The sequence below is a fragment of the Corynebacterium sp. genome (assembly GCF_030152825.1).
In the GTDB taxonomy this organism is placed as follows: domain Bacteria; phylum Actinomycetota; class Actinomycetes; order Mycobacteriales; family Mycobacteriaceae; genus Corynebacterium.
The window spans coordinates 37,045-49,877 of sequence record NZ_JASLIP010000006.1; the positions used below are offsets into that span (position 1 = coordinate 37,045).

The window sequence follows — 12,833 nt, forward strand, 5'->3', positions numbered from 1 at the left end:
AGAGGGCCATGACGAGCCACGGGCGGCCGCCGGGCGGGGCGGTCGTGGAGATCACCGACTTCGGCTGGCGCCACGCCGGCCGGAAGAACCCGGCCATCGCGAACATCACCGCACGCTTTGAACCCGGAGAGCGCGTCCTGTTGCTCGGGGCCTCGGGCGCGGGCAAATCGACCCTGCTCGCAGGTATCGCCGGGGTGCTGGGGGACGCCGAGGACGGCGAGCAGCGCGGCGCCATCCGCGTGGGCGGCAAGGATCCCGCCCAGGCGCGCGGGCTGGTCGGCATGGTGCTGCAGGACCCGGATTCGCAGGTCATCGCCGCCCGGGTGGGCGACGATGCCGTCTTCGGTTGTGAGAACCTCGGCATCCCCCGGGAGGAGATGTGGCAGCGCGCCGCGGATTCCCTGCGCACCGTCGGGCTGGGGGAGCTGGACCTCGACCGCTCCACCCACCGGCTCTCCGGTGGGCAGAAGCAACGGCTCGCGCTGGCTGGGGTGCTGGCCATGCGACCTCGGGTGATCGTGCTGGACGAGCCCACCGCCAACCTCGACCCGGAGGGTGTGGCCGAGGTGCGCGACGCCGTCATCCGCGCCTGCGAGGAGACCGGCGCCACGCTGATCGTGGTCGAGCACCGCGCGGCCACCTGGGCCGGGCACGTCGACCGCATCCTCGTGCTCGGGGAGACCAACCCCAGCGGCGTGGGGGAGCAGGTTAGCGGTGGTCGGCAGGCCGGGGGAGTGCTCGCCGACGGCCCGGCCGGGGAAATCCTGGACGCGCACGCCGACCGGCTTGCTGCGGCTGGCATCTGGGTGCCGGGAGTTTCGCCCGCACTGCGCCGCATGGGCACCCCGCCGCCCGAGCTGGGCGCGATGAACGCCGCGCCTGGTTCAACTGGCAGCCAGGGCCGCGCCGATCATCAGAACCATGCTGGCAACCGAGGCACCGTTGGTCACCCGACCGACGCTGAAACGCTAATCGACGCTGCGCCCGCGCCCGCGGGCTCCCACCTGAGCGGTGCGCCGCTGCTGCGCACCTGCGACCTCACCATCGGCTGGGGCGACCACGCCATCCGCACGGGCATCACCGCTGCCCTGGAGCCGGGGTCGACCTGCCTGACCGGCGGCAACGGCACCGGAAAATCCACCCTGGCCCTCACCCTCGCGGGCCTCGTCCCCGCGGCGGGCGGGGAGCTGGACGCCAGCGGGCTCCAGCCCGCCAAGCCCAGGCGTCGGGAAACCCCGGATCCCCGCAGCTGGCGCTCGAAGGACCTGGTCCGCCGCATCGGATATGTCTTCCAAAGCCCGGAACACCAGCTCGCCGCCCGCACCGTCCGCGACGAGCTGCTGCTCGGCCCCAAGGCCGCCGGGATGGACGCCGCCGCAGCCGAGCGGCGCGCCGATGAGCTGCTGGGCACCCTCGGACTGCCCCACCTCGCGGCGGCCAATCCCTTCACCCTCTCGGGCGGGGAGAAGCGCCGGCTCTCCGTGGCCGCGGTGCTGGCCACCGAGCCGCGCCTGCTGATCCTGGACGAGCCCACCTTCGGCCAGGACCTCAACACGTTCACCGCCCTGGTGGGGTTGCTGCAGAAGCTGGCGGATAGCGGCATGGGCCTGCTGTCCATCACCCACGACGCGGACTACTTCGCCGCCCTGGGCCAGCACCACTGGCACCTGCCCCACGGCCCCGGCCTGGAGGTGCGGGCATGATCCTGGAACGCATCGACCCATCGACCCGGCTGCTCGCGCTCGCGTTGCTGACCACCCCGCTGCTGATCAGCATCGATATTGTCAGTGCCAGCGTGTCTTTCGCGCTGACCCTGCTCGTCGTCGCACCCTTGTGCGGCGTCGGGCCCGCCCGGCTGTTCCGCCGGGCCTGGCCGCTGCTGCTCTTAGCCCCGCTGACGGGTGTGAGCATGCTCTTCTACGGTCGGGCCAGCGGGCAGAGCTACCTGGAATGGGGCTTCATCCACATCACCGAGAACTCGGTGCAGCTGGCCATCGCGGTGATGATCCGCGTGCTGGCGGTGGGCGTGCCAGCCGTGGTGCTCACCGCGGACATGGACCCCACCCGCCTGGGCGACGGCCTTGCCCAGCTGTGGAAGCTGCCCACCCGCTTCGTCATCGGCGCGGTGGCGGGCGTTCGCCTCGTCAGCCTGTTCCGGGAGGACTGGACAGCCGTGGAGCGCGCCCGCCGTGCCCGCGGTCTGGGGGACGAGGGCAAGCTGAAGCGTGCGGTGCAGCAGTCTTTCAGCTTGCTGGTGTTGGCGCTGCGCCGCGGTTCCAAGCTGGCCACCGCGATGGAGGCCCGTGGCTTCGGTGCCACGCATAACGCCGAGGGGCAGCCCATCGAACGCACCTGGGCCCGGCAGGCCCGCTTCAGCGGCTGGGACTGGGCCGTGGTGGCAGGCTCGCTGGCACTGAGCCTGCTCTCCCTGGGCATCGCGGTGTGGACCGGCCACTTCGTGCTGCTGGGAGTGCAGAATGGCTAGCGCTCCGCAGCTCTCCCCGGCGGCCGCCATCAGCGAGCTAGCCGCCTGGATAGCCGGGCAGCAGAGCCACCGAGCGGCACCGGCAGGGCCAGCCCAGCAGACCGGCCCCCGCGCGGGCCGCGACCCGCAGTGGGTGATCCTCATCGACGGTCGCAGCGGCTCTGGCAAGACCCACTTTGCGGCACACCTCATGGCCACACTCGGTGCCTCCAGCCAACAGACCGGCGCATCACCGAGCACGTCCCCAACCCCCGGCACCGCACCCCAACTGGTGCACCTGGAGGATTTCTACCCCGGCTGGGGTGGGCTCTTCGCCGCGGCCCGCATGCTCGCCGCCGAGGTGCTGCAGCCCAATTGCCCGGGCTTTCGCCGCTGGGACTGGGTGAAGAACGCCCCCGCGCAGTGGCAGCCCCTGGACCCCGGCCGCCCACTAATCGTCGAGGGCGTCGGTGCCCTAAGTCCTGAGTCCCTGGCCGTGCTGCGCCGCCGCGGCGTCCCGCACCTCACGCTCGTCATGGACGCCCCCACGCAGCTGCGCAAGCAGCGTGCGCTTGGCCGAGACCCCTACTACGCCCCCTGGTGGGCGATGTGGGCCGCCCAAGAGCGCGCCCACATCGCTCGGCGTCCCGCCCCGGACCTCGTCGTCGCCAACGGCCCCGCCCGGATAGAAAGCTAAACCACCGGCACCGGACTCGTTCACACCGGCCCCGTCGACACGGCGGGACTGCACGACCCCGCCCGACCGCTGCACTCCGCAGCTACTGCGGCGTGGAGGTGCGGTAGAGCCCGCCCCGTGCCACGTCCAGTCGCATCCCGGACTCGCGGAGGCGGCGCACGTACACCATGCCCAGGCCCGTCGCTGGGGTCAGCACGCCGCCTTCATCACCCGGCAGATCCGCCTCGTCCTTGAGCAGAGTGAGCGCCGCGGTGCCCAGCATCCGGCAGGTCGAGCGGTAGCCCGGATCTCCCTGGGAGTACAGGGTGGCGATGTAATCCGGCTCTACGTTCGGCGCCGGGTTCGGCTTCACGAATCCGTGGAACACGCAGCGGAAATAGCCATTCTCCTGTGCCTTGCTCGTCGGACCCTCGCCCGGCTCGGGTGCCCACTGGGAGATGAAGTCCCGCAGCTTCGGCGCCTTCATCGCGGTCAGCATCGTCTGCTGCACCCCGCCGAGTGCATAGGCCTGAACGCGGCCCTTCAGCCCCGGCCCGGTGGTCTGGAACTCTCGGTAGCGCAGAGACTTGCCGTACTTGAAGCCGCTCAGCGCATTGGAGCGGCGCACCACGCGGGTGTTCACCGAGGCCATGAGGAAAGGACCTGCCCAACCCTCCGGGGCGCCGACGGTCTCGGTCTGTAGCACGCCATAATCCGGCTGCTCACCCAGCTCAGGCTCCGCCTCGCGCGCCGGGCTCAGGGAGTACGGGTCAGCCAGCACGCGCCCCTGCTCCGGGTCGCGCTGTGCAGCCTGGAACTGCTCGCGTGCGGATTCCACGGTGCCGCCGGACATGGCCCCGCGCATGCTGACCAGGTTCGTCACCTCGGCCAGCTTCTTGCCATCCTTGGCTGCGGCCTCGTTGATCAGCAGCATGCCGATATCCGAGGGCACGGAGTCGAAGCCACAGGCGTGGATGATTCGCGCCCCGTTGGCCTTCGCCACGTCGTCGTACTTGTCGATCATCTTGCGCATGAACAGCACCTCGCCGGTGGAGTCCACGTAATGGGTGCCGGCCTCCGCGCAGGCGCGCACGAGGTCCTCGCCGTAACGAACGAACGGTCCCACCGTGGAGATCACCACGCGGGTGTTCTTCGCCAGCTCGGTCATGGCGTCCTCGTCGAAGGCATCGGCCTCCACGATCTGCCAGTCCATCACTCCCTGGTGGATGGTCAGCAGCTGCTGCTTGAGGAAGACGAGCTTCTCGCGGTTGCGGCCGGCCAGCGCGATGGTGACATCCTTCGGCGCGTGTTCTGCCAGCCAGGCTGCGAGGATCTTGCCGACGAATCCGGTCGCGCCGAACAGGGTGATGTCCACCGGGCGCTGCTTTCCGCCATTCGCGGTCTTCTTACCTTGCGGTGTTGCGTCCTTCGGTGCATCAGCCATGCCTGATCGACCTCTTTCATCGTCTGATGGGCTTCGTGCCCGATCGTCGGGTTCTTCCCCTCCATTCTTACCGTGTTCCGGTGCCGTGAGTCCCCGCGGGCGCGGTTAAGGTGAGTGGCGTGTCTTCGCAGCCTTCCACTCCCGCTTCCGCCGCAGGTCGCTCTTCTTCCTTAACGACGTCACCCCGGCCGGCCGCCGAGCCGCCCTTCCATATCCTGTTCGATCAGCCGCAGATCCCGCCGAATACGGGCAACGCGATCCGCATGTGCGCGGGCACCGGGGCGGCGTTGCACCTGGCGGGCCCGCTGGGTTTCAACTTCGAGGAGAAGCACGTCCGCCGCGCCGGGCTGGACTATCACGACTTGGCGGATGTGCAGCTCCACGAGGATTTCGAGGCCGTGGCCGCGCACTTGACTGGGTTGAGGCGGAAGCAGGCGGCGGGTGGCGCCCAACCCCGGGCGAGGGTCTTCGCCTTCACGACGCACGCGGAAACTTGGTTTACGGACGTGGAGTTCCGCCGCGGCGACGTCCTCCTCTTTGGTCCCGAACCCACCGGCCTGGACGAGGACACCCTGGCCGATCCCCGGATCACCGCGCAGCTGCGGATCCCGATGCTGCCGGCCCGGCGCAGCATGAACCTCTCGAACGCGGCGGCGGTGGCGGCCTACGAGGCCTGGCGGCAGCTGGGGTTCCCGGGTGGGCAGTAATAAGCGATAGACAATAAGTGCGCTGCCTCCCGCCCTGAAGTGGGGGAATCGGGGCGCACGCCGGTTGGGCAGCGGTAGGCCTGTGGAATAATGGCGGGCATGGCTGCGATTACCCTGGATGGAAAGAAGTACCGCGACGAGATCTTCGCGGACCTGAAGCAACGAGTCGACGCTCTGCGGGCCAAGGGGATCACCCCGGGCCTGGCAACGGTCCTGGTCGGTGACGACCCGGCGAGCCACTCCTACGTGCGGATGAAGCACAAGGACTGCGAGCAGATCGGCGTGAAGTCCATCCGCAAGGACCTGCCGGCGGACGTGAGCCAGGAGGAGCTCAACGCCGTCATCGACGAGCTCAACGCGGACCCGGAGTGCACCGGCTACATCGTGCAGCTGCCACTGCCGAAGCACCTCGACGAAAACGCGGTGCTGGAGCGCATCGACCCGGCCAAGGACGCCGACGGCCTGCACCCGGTGAACCTCGGCAAGCTGGTGCTCAACGAGCCCGCGCCGCTGCCGTGCACCCCGAATGGTGCGATTAGCCTGCTGCGCCGTTACGACGTCGAGCTGGACGGCGCGAAGGTCGTCGTCATCGGCCGTGGCGTGACCGTTGGCCGCCCGATCGGCCTGATGCTGACCCGCCGCAGCGAGAACGCCACCGTCACCCTCTGCCACACGGGCACGCAGGACCTGAAGGCGGAGACCATCAACGCCGACATCATCGTCGCCGCTGCAGGTAAGCCGCACATGCTGACCAAGGACATGGTCAAGCCGGGCGCGGCGATCCTCGACGTCGGCGTGTCCCGCCTGGACGGCAAGCTCGCCGGCGACGTGCACCCGGACGTCTGGGAGGTCGCGGGCGCGATCTCGCCGAACCCGGGTGGCGTTGGTCCGCTGACCCGTGCCTTCCTGGTCCACAATGTCGTGGAGCGCGCCGAGCTGCTCGCCGAGCAGGGCGAGAACTAGGGGATTAGAGCTAGAGGAGCTGGGCACGATGCCGGACACCCCGGAGGAGCGGGCGGAGGCCGCGCAGATCGGCACCTACCGCCGCGAGCTGCTGGCCAACCCGCACGACCGGGACGTGCCCGCCTCGCCGCTGCCGGTGATCACGCAGCGGGCGCTCATCGGGGTGTTTTTGCTGCTTCTGGCGGTGGGGGTGTTCTTCATCGCGGCGGATCGTTGGCGCCGCGGCACCACGGCGATGGGGGCCAGCCTGGTGTTCTTGGCCGCGATCCGGTGGGTCGTGGATTCCGACGTGCTGGGGATTTTCGCGGTCCGCAGCCGCAAATTTGATTGCCTCTTCGCCGGAGGCGTGGGGCTGTTGATGATGTACCTGGCGATCAGCGTGGACACGCTGGGCAGCTAGGGGCATCCGGACCGAGTCCCTGCGCGGGGGTCGCGCGAAGCTGGGTATGCCGCGACGCTGGGTATCCCGTGACGCTGGGCGTGGGGGTTGGGGGGCGGTTGTTCGGTGGCCACCCGTAGCGGGTCCTAGCGGTTGTGGTGCTGCAGGATCTCCGCGCGCCGCTCCGGATTCTCGGCCAGCTCCTCGGCGGCCGTGAGGAATTTCTCAAGCACATTGCCCATCTGGCGCGCCTCGATGAGGAAGCCATCGTGGCCGGTGGGAGAGGTGATCTGGGACAGCCCCAGGAAGGCTCCCAGGTTGCGGGAGAGGTGCTCCTGCTGGTGATAGGGGTAGAGGATATCTGTGTCGATGCCGCAGACCATCGTGGGGACCGTGGAGTTACCCAGGGCGGCGTTCATGCCGCCGCGATCCCGGCCGACGTCGTGGCGGTTCAGGGCATCGGTCAGGGTGACGTAGGAGCCGGCGTCGAAGCGGTTGCGCAGCTTCATCGCCTGCCGGTCCAGGTAGCCCTCGACCGAGAAGCGCTGATTGGGGGAGCGGAACTTACCCAGCGGGTTCTCTCCCCGCTGCGGCTCAGCGCCGAAGCGCTCGTCGACCTCCAGCTCGCCGCGGTAGGTCAGGTGCGCGATGCGGCGCGCCTCGCCCAGGCCCCAGACCGGACCCATGCCGGCCTCGTAGTAGTCCCCGCCGTGCCACAGCGGGTCGGCCTCGATCACGCGGATCTGCGCGGACTGGATACCAATCTGCCAGGCGGAGGCGCGGGCGGAGACGGCGATGAGAAGCACAGCGTCCATCATCTCCGGGTAGAGCAGCGACCACTCGAGGCTGCGCGCCCCACCCATGGAGGCGCCGACCACCACGTGGACCCGTGGGATCTCCAGCACGTCGAGCAGCTGCTTTTCGGCCTGCACGAGGTCGCGGATCGATAGCCCCGGGAATCGGGAGCCCCAGAACCCACCCTCCGGGTGCAGGGAACCGGGGCCGGTGGAGCCCGCGCACCCGCCCAGCGCGTTGGCGCAGAGCACCAGGTACTTAGAGGTGTCGATCGCCTTGCCCACGCCGACCATGTCAGCCCACCAGTCGGTGGCGTTGCCGTCGCCGGTGAGGGCGTGCTCGATCAGTACGATGGGGCGCTCCTCCGGCGGCGTGGGTACCGCCGCCTGCTCGGCTGCGTCGTAGAAGGCATACAGCCGCAGTGAGGTTTCGGGAATGCTTGCGCCCGCCTCGGTGAGCACCTCACCGATGGGAATATCGGTGTAGGAACCGGAGGCGGGCAGCAAGTCGGAGCGCATAGAAAACCTCGTGAGTTAAATCTGCTCGAAGCCCTGCTCGAGGTCGGCGATGATGTCGCGGACGTCCTCGATACCGACGGACAGGCGAACCGTTGCCTGGGAGATGCCCGCGTTGCGCAGGTTCTCCTCGGTGGACTGCGAGTGCGTGGTGGTCGCCGGGTGGACGACCAGGGAGCGTACGTCACCGACGTTAGCGAGGTCGGAGTGCAGCTTCAGGGAGTCGATGAACTTCCAGGCAGCCTCGCGCGGGTCGGCGTCGCCGGTGGCCAGGTCGAAGGCGAGAACGGAGCCAGTGTACTCCAGGCCCAGCTTCTCCTTGACCTTGTTCCACGGGCTGGACTCCAGACCGGCGTAGGCGACGCTGGCGACCTTCGGGTGCTTGTCCAGGAACTCGGCGACCTGCTTGGCATTCTCGTTGTGCTGCTTGACGCGCAGGTTCAGGGTGTCGAGGCCCTGGACGGCCAGCCAGGCGTTGAACGCGGAGAGGGTGGCGCCGGTGTCGCGCAGCAGACCCGCACGAGCCTTCAGGCCGAAGGCCGGCTCGCCGAGGTCGGCGTACTTCAGGCCGTGGTAGGCCGGGTCCGGGGTGACGAAGCCCGGGAAGACCGGCTTGCCGTTGCGCTCCTGGGTCCAGTCGAACTTGCCGCCGTCGACGAGGATGCCGCCGATGGCGGAGCCGTTGCCGGTGTAGAACTTCGTCAGGGAGGAGACGGAGACGTCGGCGCCGAGCTCCAGCGGCTTGACCAGTGCTGCGGTGGCCAGCGTGTTGTCGATGATCAGCGGGACCTTGTTCTCGTGGGCGACCTTGCTGATTTCCGGGATGTCCAGGACGTCTGCCTGCGGGTTGGCGAAGGTCTCGCCGAAGAAGGCGACCGTGTTGTCCTGAACAGCATCCTGCCAGGACTGCGGGTCATCCGGGTTCTCGACGAAGGTGGTGGTGATGCCCAATCGCGGCAGGGTAACCAGCAGCAGGGTCTCGGTGCCGCCGTAGAGGCGCGGGGAGGCGACGATGTGGTCACCGGAGTTCGCGACGTTGATCAGCGCGGCGGTGATGGCAGCCATGCCGGAAGCGAAAGCGACGGCGTGAACGCCGCCCTCGAGGGTGTTGATGCGGTTCTCGAGAACCTCAACGGTCGGGTTCGTCAGGCGGGAGTAGATCGGGCCTGGATCCTCGAGCGCGAAGCGTTGCTTGGCGTGCTCGGCGCTGTCGAAGACGTAGCTGGTGGTCATGTGGATCGGCAGGTTACGGGAACCGGTCGGGTCCACGGTCTGTCCGGCGTGGATCTGCTGGGTAGCAAAGCCCCAGTTAGCGACGTTCGAATTGTCGTACTTCGTGCTCATGAATCTCCCCGTCTCGTTGGAGGTGGTGATGGTGTTGTGAATCGTGGCGATCTCGGTGGCTTGTGCGTCTCGATCGCTGTGTGGTGAGTCAGTTTATAGAAGCCGCGAGAAAAAGTAAACCGCTCTGTCTATTGTTGGGCGCTTTGTGTGCTGTATGTGCTGGTAACGGCATTATAAAAATTTATACCGCTTGGTCTGTTTTGGCGGTGTTTTGAGCGGTTATGAGTGCCGCTATGAGCCTTGTTTTGTGGCGCTTTTGGCGGCTGCGCTTGGGGCGGGGTAGAGGTTTTGTGGCGAGAAATATTCGCTGCGCCCGTCAGGAAGTCCAAGGAGTCGTTAGGCTGGGTGGTTAAGAGCGCTGACGTGCAAAAGCGCCAGCGTATAAGCCACGACAGGGCCCGAAAGGCACCGGAAAGGACCCGCACCATGGTGAACGAAGATGCTGCATTCCTGCTCGATCCTCAGCCGAGCGTGCTGCAGGTGGGCGTGGCTCGCCCACAGCCCAACGCCGCCGGCACGTACGAGGTCACTGGCATCGAGAAGCTGCCGACATCGCACATCGACGTCTTCGCGCCGGGGCCGAACTATGGCGACGGCAGCGGCGTGGTGGGGGACACCATCGGCGATAGCAAGCACCACGGCGGCGCAGACAAGGCAGTCTACGCGTTCGCACGCGAGGAGCTGGACTACTGGCAGGATCAGCTCGGCCGCGAGCTCGTTTATGGCAGCTTCGGCGAAAACATCACCTCTGCTGGCGTGAAGTGGTCCGAGGTCTACATTGGCCAGCGGGTGGGCATCGGCTCCGCGGTGCTGGAGGTCAGCGTCCCGCGCACCCCATGCGCGACCTTCGCCGCCTGGCTGGAGGAGAAGGGCTGGGTCAAGCGCTTCGCGCAGCACGGCGACTGTGGCGCCTACTTCCGCGTGATCACTGCGGGTCGCATCCGCCCGCTGGACGAGATTCGCTTCGGGCCGGTGCCGGAGCACGGCGTGACGATGGGGGAGGCCTTCGCTGCCAAGCTGGGCAATAAGGAAGCCGCCCGCAAGGTTTTCGACGCCGGTGTGCTTCCAGGCCACCACCACGAGCAGCTGGGCCGCCTGCTGAACTGAGACCGCCAGGCCGGGGCCCGGTGTCCCGGCCGGTAGAAAAGAAAAACTGAGCCTAGCAGCGCTATCTCTAGCGCGCTAGGCCCAGTCGGCTATATCCCTCCGCTGCCCTCTGGGGGCGGAGCCTGATGCAGGCCCAGCGGGGGAGGGGGTACTAGCCCTCCAGGGAGTTATCCGCTGCAGCGAGATCGTCGATGATCTTGTTGAATGCAGCGACCGGACGCATCACAGCGTTCGCCTTCTCTTCGTCCAGGTGGTAGTGGCCACCCAGCTCCACGGACTTGCCCTGGATGTCGTTGAGCTCCTTGACGACCTCGTCCTCGGCGCCCTCCAGTGCCTCGGCGACCGGGGCGAAGAGCTCAGCCAGGTCGGCGTCGTCCTTCTGATCGGCCAGGGCGCGTGCCCAGAACATCGCCAGGTAGAAGTGGGAGCCGCGGTTGTCGAGGGTCTTGACCTCGCGCTGCGGGGACTTGCCCTCTTCCAGGATCCGCTCGGTAGCAACGTCCAGCGCGTCGCCCAGCACCGGGGTGCGCGGGTTGTTGTCGGTGTCCGCCAGCTTGCGCAGGGACTCAGCCAGTGCCAGAAACTCGCCCAGGGAGTCCCAACGCAGGTGGTTCTCCTCGGTCAGCTGCTCGACGTGCTTCGGCGCGGAACCGCCAGCACCGGTCTCGAAGAGGCCGCCGCCTGCGATCAGCGGAACGATGGAGAGCATCTTCGCGGAGGTGCCCAGCTCCAGGATCGGGAATAGGTCGGTCAGGTAGTCACGCAGAACGTTACCGGTGACGGAGATGGTGTTCTTGCCCTCGCGGATGCGGTCCACGGAGAGCTGGCAGGCCTCGACCGGGGAGAGGATGCGAATATCCAGGCCCTCGGTGTCGTGGTCCTTCAGGTACTTCTCGACCTGGGTTGCCATGTTGCGGTCGTGGGCGCGCTCGGGGTCTAGCCAGAAGACGGCCGGGTCGCCGGTCTTGCGGGCACGCTCGACGGCCAGCTTCACCCAGTCCTGAACCGGGATGTCCTTGGCCTGGCAGGCGCGCCACAGGTCGCCCTCGGAGACCTCGTGCTCCATGAGTACGTCGCCGGCCTTGTTGAGGACCTGGACCTTGCCGTCCGCCTCGATCTTGAAGGTCTTGTCGTGGGAGCCATACTCCTCAGCCTTCTGCGCCATCAGGCCGACGTTCGGGACGGTACCCATCGTGGTCGGGTCGAATGCGCCGTTCTTGCGGCAGTCGTCGATGACGACCTGGTAGACGCCTGCGTAGGAGGAGTCCGGCAGCACGGCCAGGGTGTCCTGACGGGCGTCGTCCTTGTTCCACATCTTGCCGGAGTCACGGATCATGGCCGGCATGGAGGCGTCGACGATGACGTCGGACGGGACGTGCAGGTTGGTGATGCCGCGGTGGGAGTTGACCATCGCCAGATCCGGGCCGTCCTCCAGGCCCTTGTCGAATGCAGCGCGGATCTCCTCGCCGTTGTCCAGCTCGGACAGGCCGTCGAGGATGGCAGCCAGGCCGTCCTCACCGTCGAGGCCAGCACCCAGCAGCTGCTCGCCGTACTGCTCGTAGACGTCGGAGAAGTAAGCGCGCACGGCGTGGCCGAAGATGACCGGGTCGGAGACCTTCATCATCGTGGCCTTTAGGTGGACGGAGAAGAGCACGCCCTCAGCCTTTGCGCGGGCGACCTGGGCACGCAGGAACTCGTCGAGTGCCGCAGCGCGCAGAACGGTGGAGTCCACGATCTCATTCTTCTGGACCGGCAGGGAGTCGCGAAGCACGGTGGTCTCGCCGTTGGCCTTCACCAGCTGGATGCGCAGGTCATCCTCAGCCGGCATGATGACGGACTGCTCGTTGTGGCGGAAGTCGTTGGCTTCCATGGTCGCGACATTGGTCTTGGACTCGGACTTCCACTCACCCATGGTGTGCGGGTGGGTGCGCACGTAGTTCTTCACGGCCTTCGGCGCACGGCGGTCGGAGTTGCCCTCACGCAGCACCGGGTTCACGGCGGAGCCCATCACGGAGCTGTAGCGGGCGTAGGCGTCCTTCTCCTCCTCGGTGTTGACCTCGAGAGGGAAGTCCGGCAGGTCGTAGCCAGCCTTCTGCAGCTCGCTGATGGCTGCGCGCATCTGCGGAACGGATGCGGAGATGTTCGGCAGCTTGAGGATATTGGCCTCAGGGGACTGGGTCAGCTCGCCGAGCTCCTTGAGGGCGTCGTTGACCTGCTGCTCCTTCGGGAGCTTATCGTTGAAAGTGGCCAGAATACGACCTGCCAGCGAGATGTCACACGTTTCCACGTCCACGCCACAAGTCGATGCAAAAGCTTCCACGATCGGCTTCAGCGAATACGTGGCCAGAAGTGGGGCCTCGTCGGTACGGGTGTAAATGATCTTGGCCATAAGGCGGTATCTCCCTGCTTTCACTTCGTTCTCGGTGAACCGTTAAAGTC

Annotated in this window: 11 protein-coding genes; 7 read left to right on the forward strand and 4 right to left on the reverse strand. The window is 67.3% G+C overall.

Annotated elements, in window-relative coordinates; all coding sequences use genetic code 11:
• The first annotated feature begins 8 nt into the window (after positions 1-8).
• The 3 genes from Q1V78_RS00615 to Q1V78_RS00625 are packed head-to-tail and all read left to right on the forward strand — an operon-like array spanning position 9 to position 3,161.
• Positions 9-1,703 carry an ABC transporter ATP-binding protein gene (locus Q1V78_RS00615; RefSeq protein WP_300610463.1) on the forward strand — a complete coding sequence of 565 codons (1,695 nt, stop codon included), beginning with the start codon at positions 9-11 and terminating at the stop codon, positions 1,701-1,703.
• Positions 1,700-2,485 (forward strand): energy-coupling factor transporter transmembrane protein EcfT, encoded by a 786-nt coding sequence (locus Q1V78_RS00620; RefSeq protein ID WP_300610466.1) that lies wholly within the window; start codon positions 1,700-1,702, stop codon positions 2,483-2,485. Before Q1V78_RS00615 ends, Q1V78_RS00620 begins: the two co-directional genes overlap by 4 nt.
• A complete protein-coding gene (locus tag Q1V78_RS00625) occupies positions 2,478-3,161 on the forward strand; it encodes a hypothetical protein (protein WP_300610467.1) in 684 nt (227 codons plus the stop codon). The genes Q1V78_RS00620 and Q1V78_RS00625 overlap by 8 nt, the downstream gene beginning before the upstream one ends.
• An 82-nt stretch (positions 3,162-3,243) precedes the next feature.
• Here Q1V78_RS00625 and Q1V78_RS00630 read toward each other — a convergent pair whose 3' ends face one another.
• Positions 3,244-4,584, reverse strand: a complete 1,341-nt coding sequence (locus Q1V78_RS00630) for a trans-acting enoyl reductase family protein (protein ID WP_300610469.1) — start codon at positions 4,582-4,584, stop codon at positions 3,244-3,246.
• Between the two features lie 119 nt (positions 4,585-4,703).
• On the opposite strand from Q1V78_RS00630, the gene Q1V78_RS00635 reads away from it, so the two are divergent.
• The 3 genes from Q1V78_RS00635 (at position 4,704) to Q1V78_RS00645 (ending at position 6,654) form a co-directional block, all read left to right on the forward strand.
• Positions 4,704-5,291, forward strand: coding sequence for a tRNA (cytidine(34)-2'-O)-methyltransferase (locus Q1V78_RS00635; RefSeq protein ID WP_300610472.1), 588 nt, complete (start codon positions 4,704-4,706; stop codon positions 5,289-5,291).
• Positions 5,292-5,390: 99 nt separating this feature from the next.
• Positions 5,391-6,254 (forward strand): bifunctional methylenetetrahydrofolate dehydrogenase/methenyltetrahydrofolate cyclohydrolase, encoded by an 864-nt coding sequence (locus Q1V78_RS00640; RefSeq protein ID WP_300610475.1) that lies wholly within the window; start codon positions 5,391-5,393, stop codon positions 6,252-6,254.
• A gap of 28 nt (positions 6,255-6,282) precedes the next feature.
• Positions 6,283-6,654: a DUF3017 domain-containing protein gene (locus Q1V78_RS00645; RefSeq protein WP_300610477.1), complete on the forward strand. Its 372-nt coding sequence runs from the start codon at positions 6,283-6,285 to the stop codon at positions 6,652-6,654.
• A 125-nt stretch (positions 6,655-6,779) separates the two neighbouring features.
• Here Q1V78_RS00645 and Q1V78_RS00650 read toward each other — a convergent pair whose 3' ends face one another.
• Positions 6,780-7,946: a homoserine O-acetyltransferase gene (locus tag Q1V78_RS00650; protein ID WP_300610479.1), complete on the reverse strand. Its 1,167-nt coding sequence runs from the start codon at positions 7,944-7,946 to the stop codon at positions 6,780-6,782.
• Between the two features lie 15 nt (positions 7,947-7,961).
• A complete protein-coding gene (locus Q1V78_RS00655; protein ID WP_300610482.1) occupies positions 7,962-9,287 on the reverse strand; it encodes an O-acetylhomoserine/O-acetylserine sulfhydrylase in 1,326 nt (441 codons plus the stop codon).
• A gap of 426 nt (positions 9,288-9,713) precedes the next feature.
• Here Q1V78_RS00655 and Q1V78_RS00660 point away from each other — a divergent pair, with 426 nt between their 5' ends.
• On the forward strand, positions 9,714-10,394 hold the full coding sequence (locus Q1V78_RS00660; RefSeq protein ID WP_300610485.1) for an MOSC domain-containing protein: 681 nt from the start codon (positions 9,714-9,716) through the stop codon (positions 10,392-10,394).
• Positions 10,395-10,545: 151 nt separating this feature from the next.
• On the opposite strand, the gene Q1V78_RS00665 is transcribed toward Q1V78_RS00660, so the two are convergent.
• Entirely contained in the window at positions 10,546-12,783 is a 2,238-nt protein-coding gene (locus Q1V78_RS00665) for an NADP-dependent isocitrate dehydrogenase (RefSeq protein WP_300610488.1), read from the reverse strand.
• Positions 12,784-12,833 lie beyond the last annotated feature (50 nt).

Excerpts from the sequence above, each read along its gene's own strand:
- Q1V78_RS00630 (WP_300610469.1), bottom strand. The coding sequence starts at position 4,584 with ATGGCTGATGCACCGAAGGACGCAACACCGCAAGGTAAGAAGACCGCG.
- Q1V78_RS00660 (WP_300610485.1), top strand. The coding sequence starts at position 9,714 with ATGGTGAACGAAGATGCTGCATTCCTGCTCGATCCTCAGCCGAGCGTG.
- Q1V78_RS00655 (WP_300610482.1), bottom strand. The coding sequence starts at position 9,287 with ATGAGCACGAAGTACGACAATTCGAACGTCGCTAACTGGGGCTTTGCT.
- Q1V78_RS00625 (WP_300610467.1), top strand. The coding sequence starts at position 2,478 with ATGGCTAGCGCTCCGCAGCTCTCCCCGGCGGCCGCCATCAGCGAGCTA.
- Q1V78_RS00615 (WP_300610463.1), top strand. The coding sequence starts at position 9 with ATGACGAGCCACGGGCGGCCGCCGGGCGGGGCGGTCGTGGAGATCACC.
- Q1V78_RS00650 (WP_300610479.1), bottom strand. The coding sequence starts at position 7,946 with ATGCGCTCCGACTTGCTGCCCGCCTCCGGTTCCTACACCGATATTCCC.
- Q1V78_RS00620 (WP_300610466.1), top strand. The coding sequence starts at position 1,700 with ATGATCCTGGAACGCATCGACCCATCGACCCGGCTGCTCGCGCTCGCG.
- Q1V78_RS00665 (WP_300610488.1), bottom strand. The coding sequence starts at position 12,783 with ATGGCCAAGATCATTTACACCCGTACCGACGAGGCCCCACTTCTGGCC.
- Q1V78_RS00645 (WP_300610477.1), top strand. The coding sequence starts at position 6,283 with ATGCCGGACACCCCGGAGGAGCGGGCGGAGGCCGCGCAGATCGGCACC.
- Q1V78_RS00640 (WP_300610475.1), top strand. The coding sequence starts at position 5,391 with ATGGCTGCGATTACCCTGGATGGAAAGAAGTACCGCGACGAGATCTTC.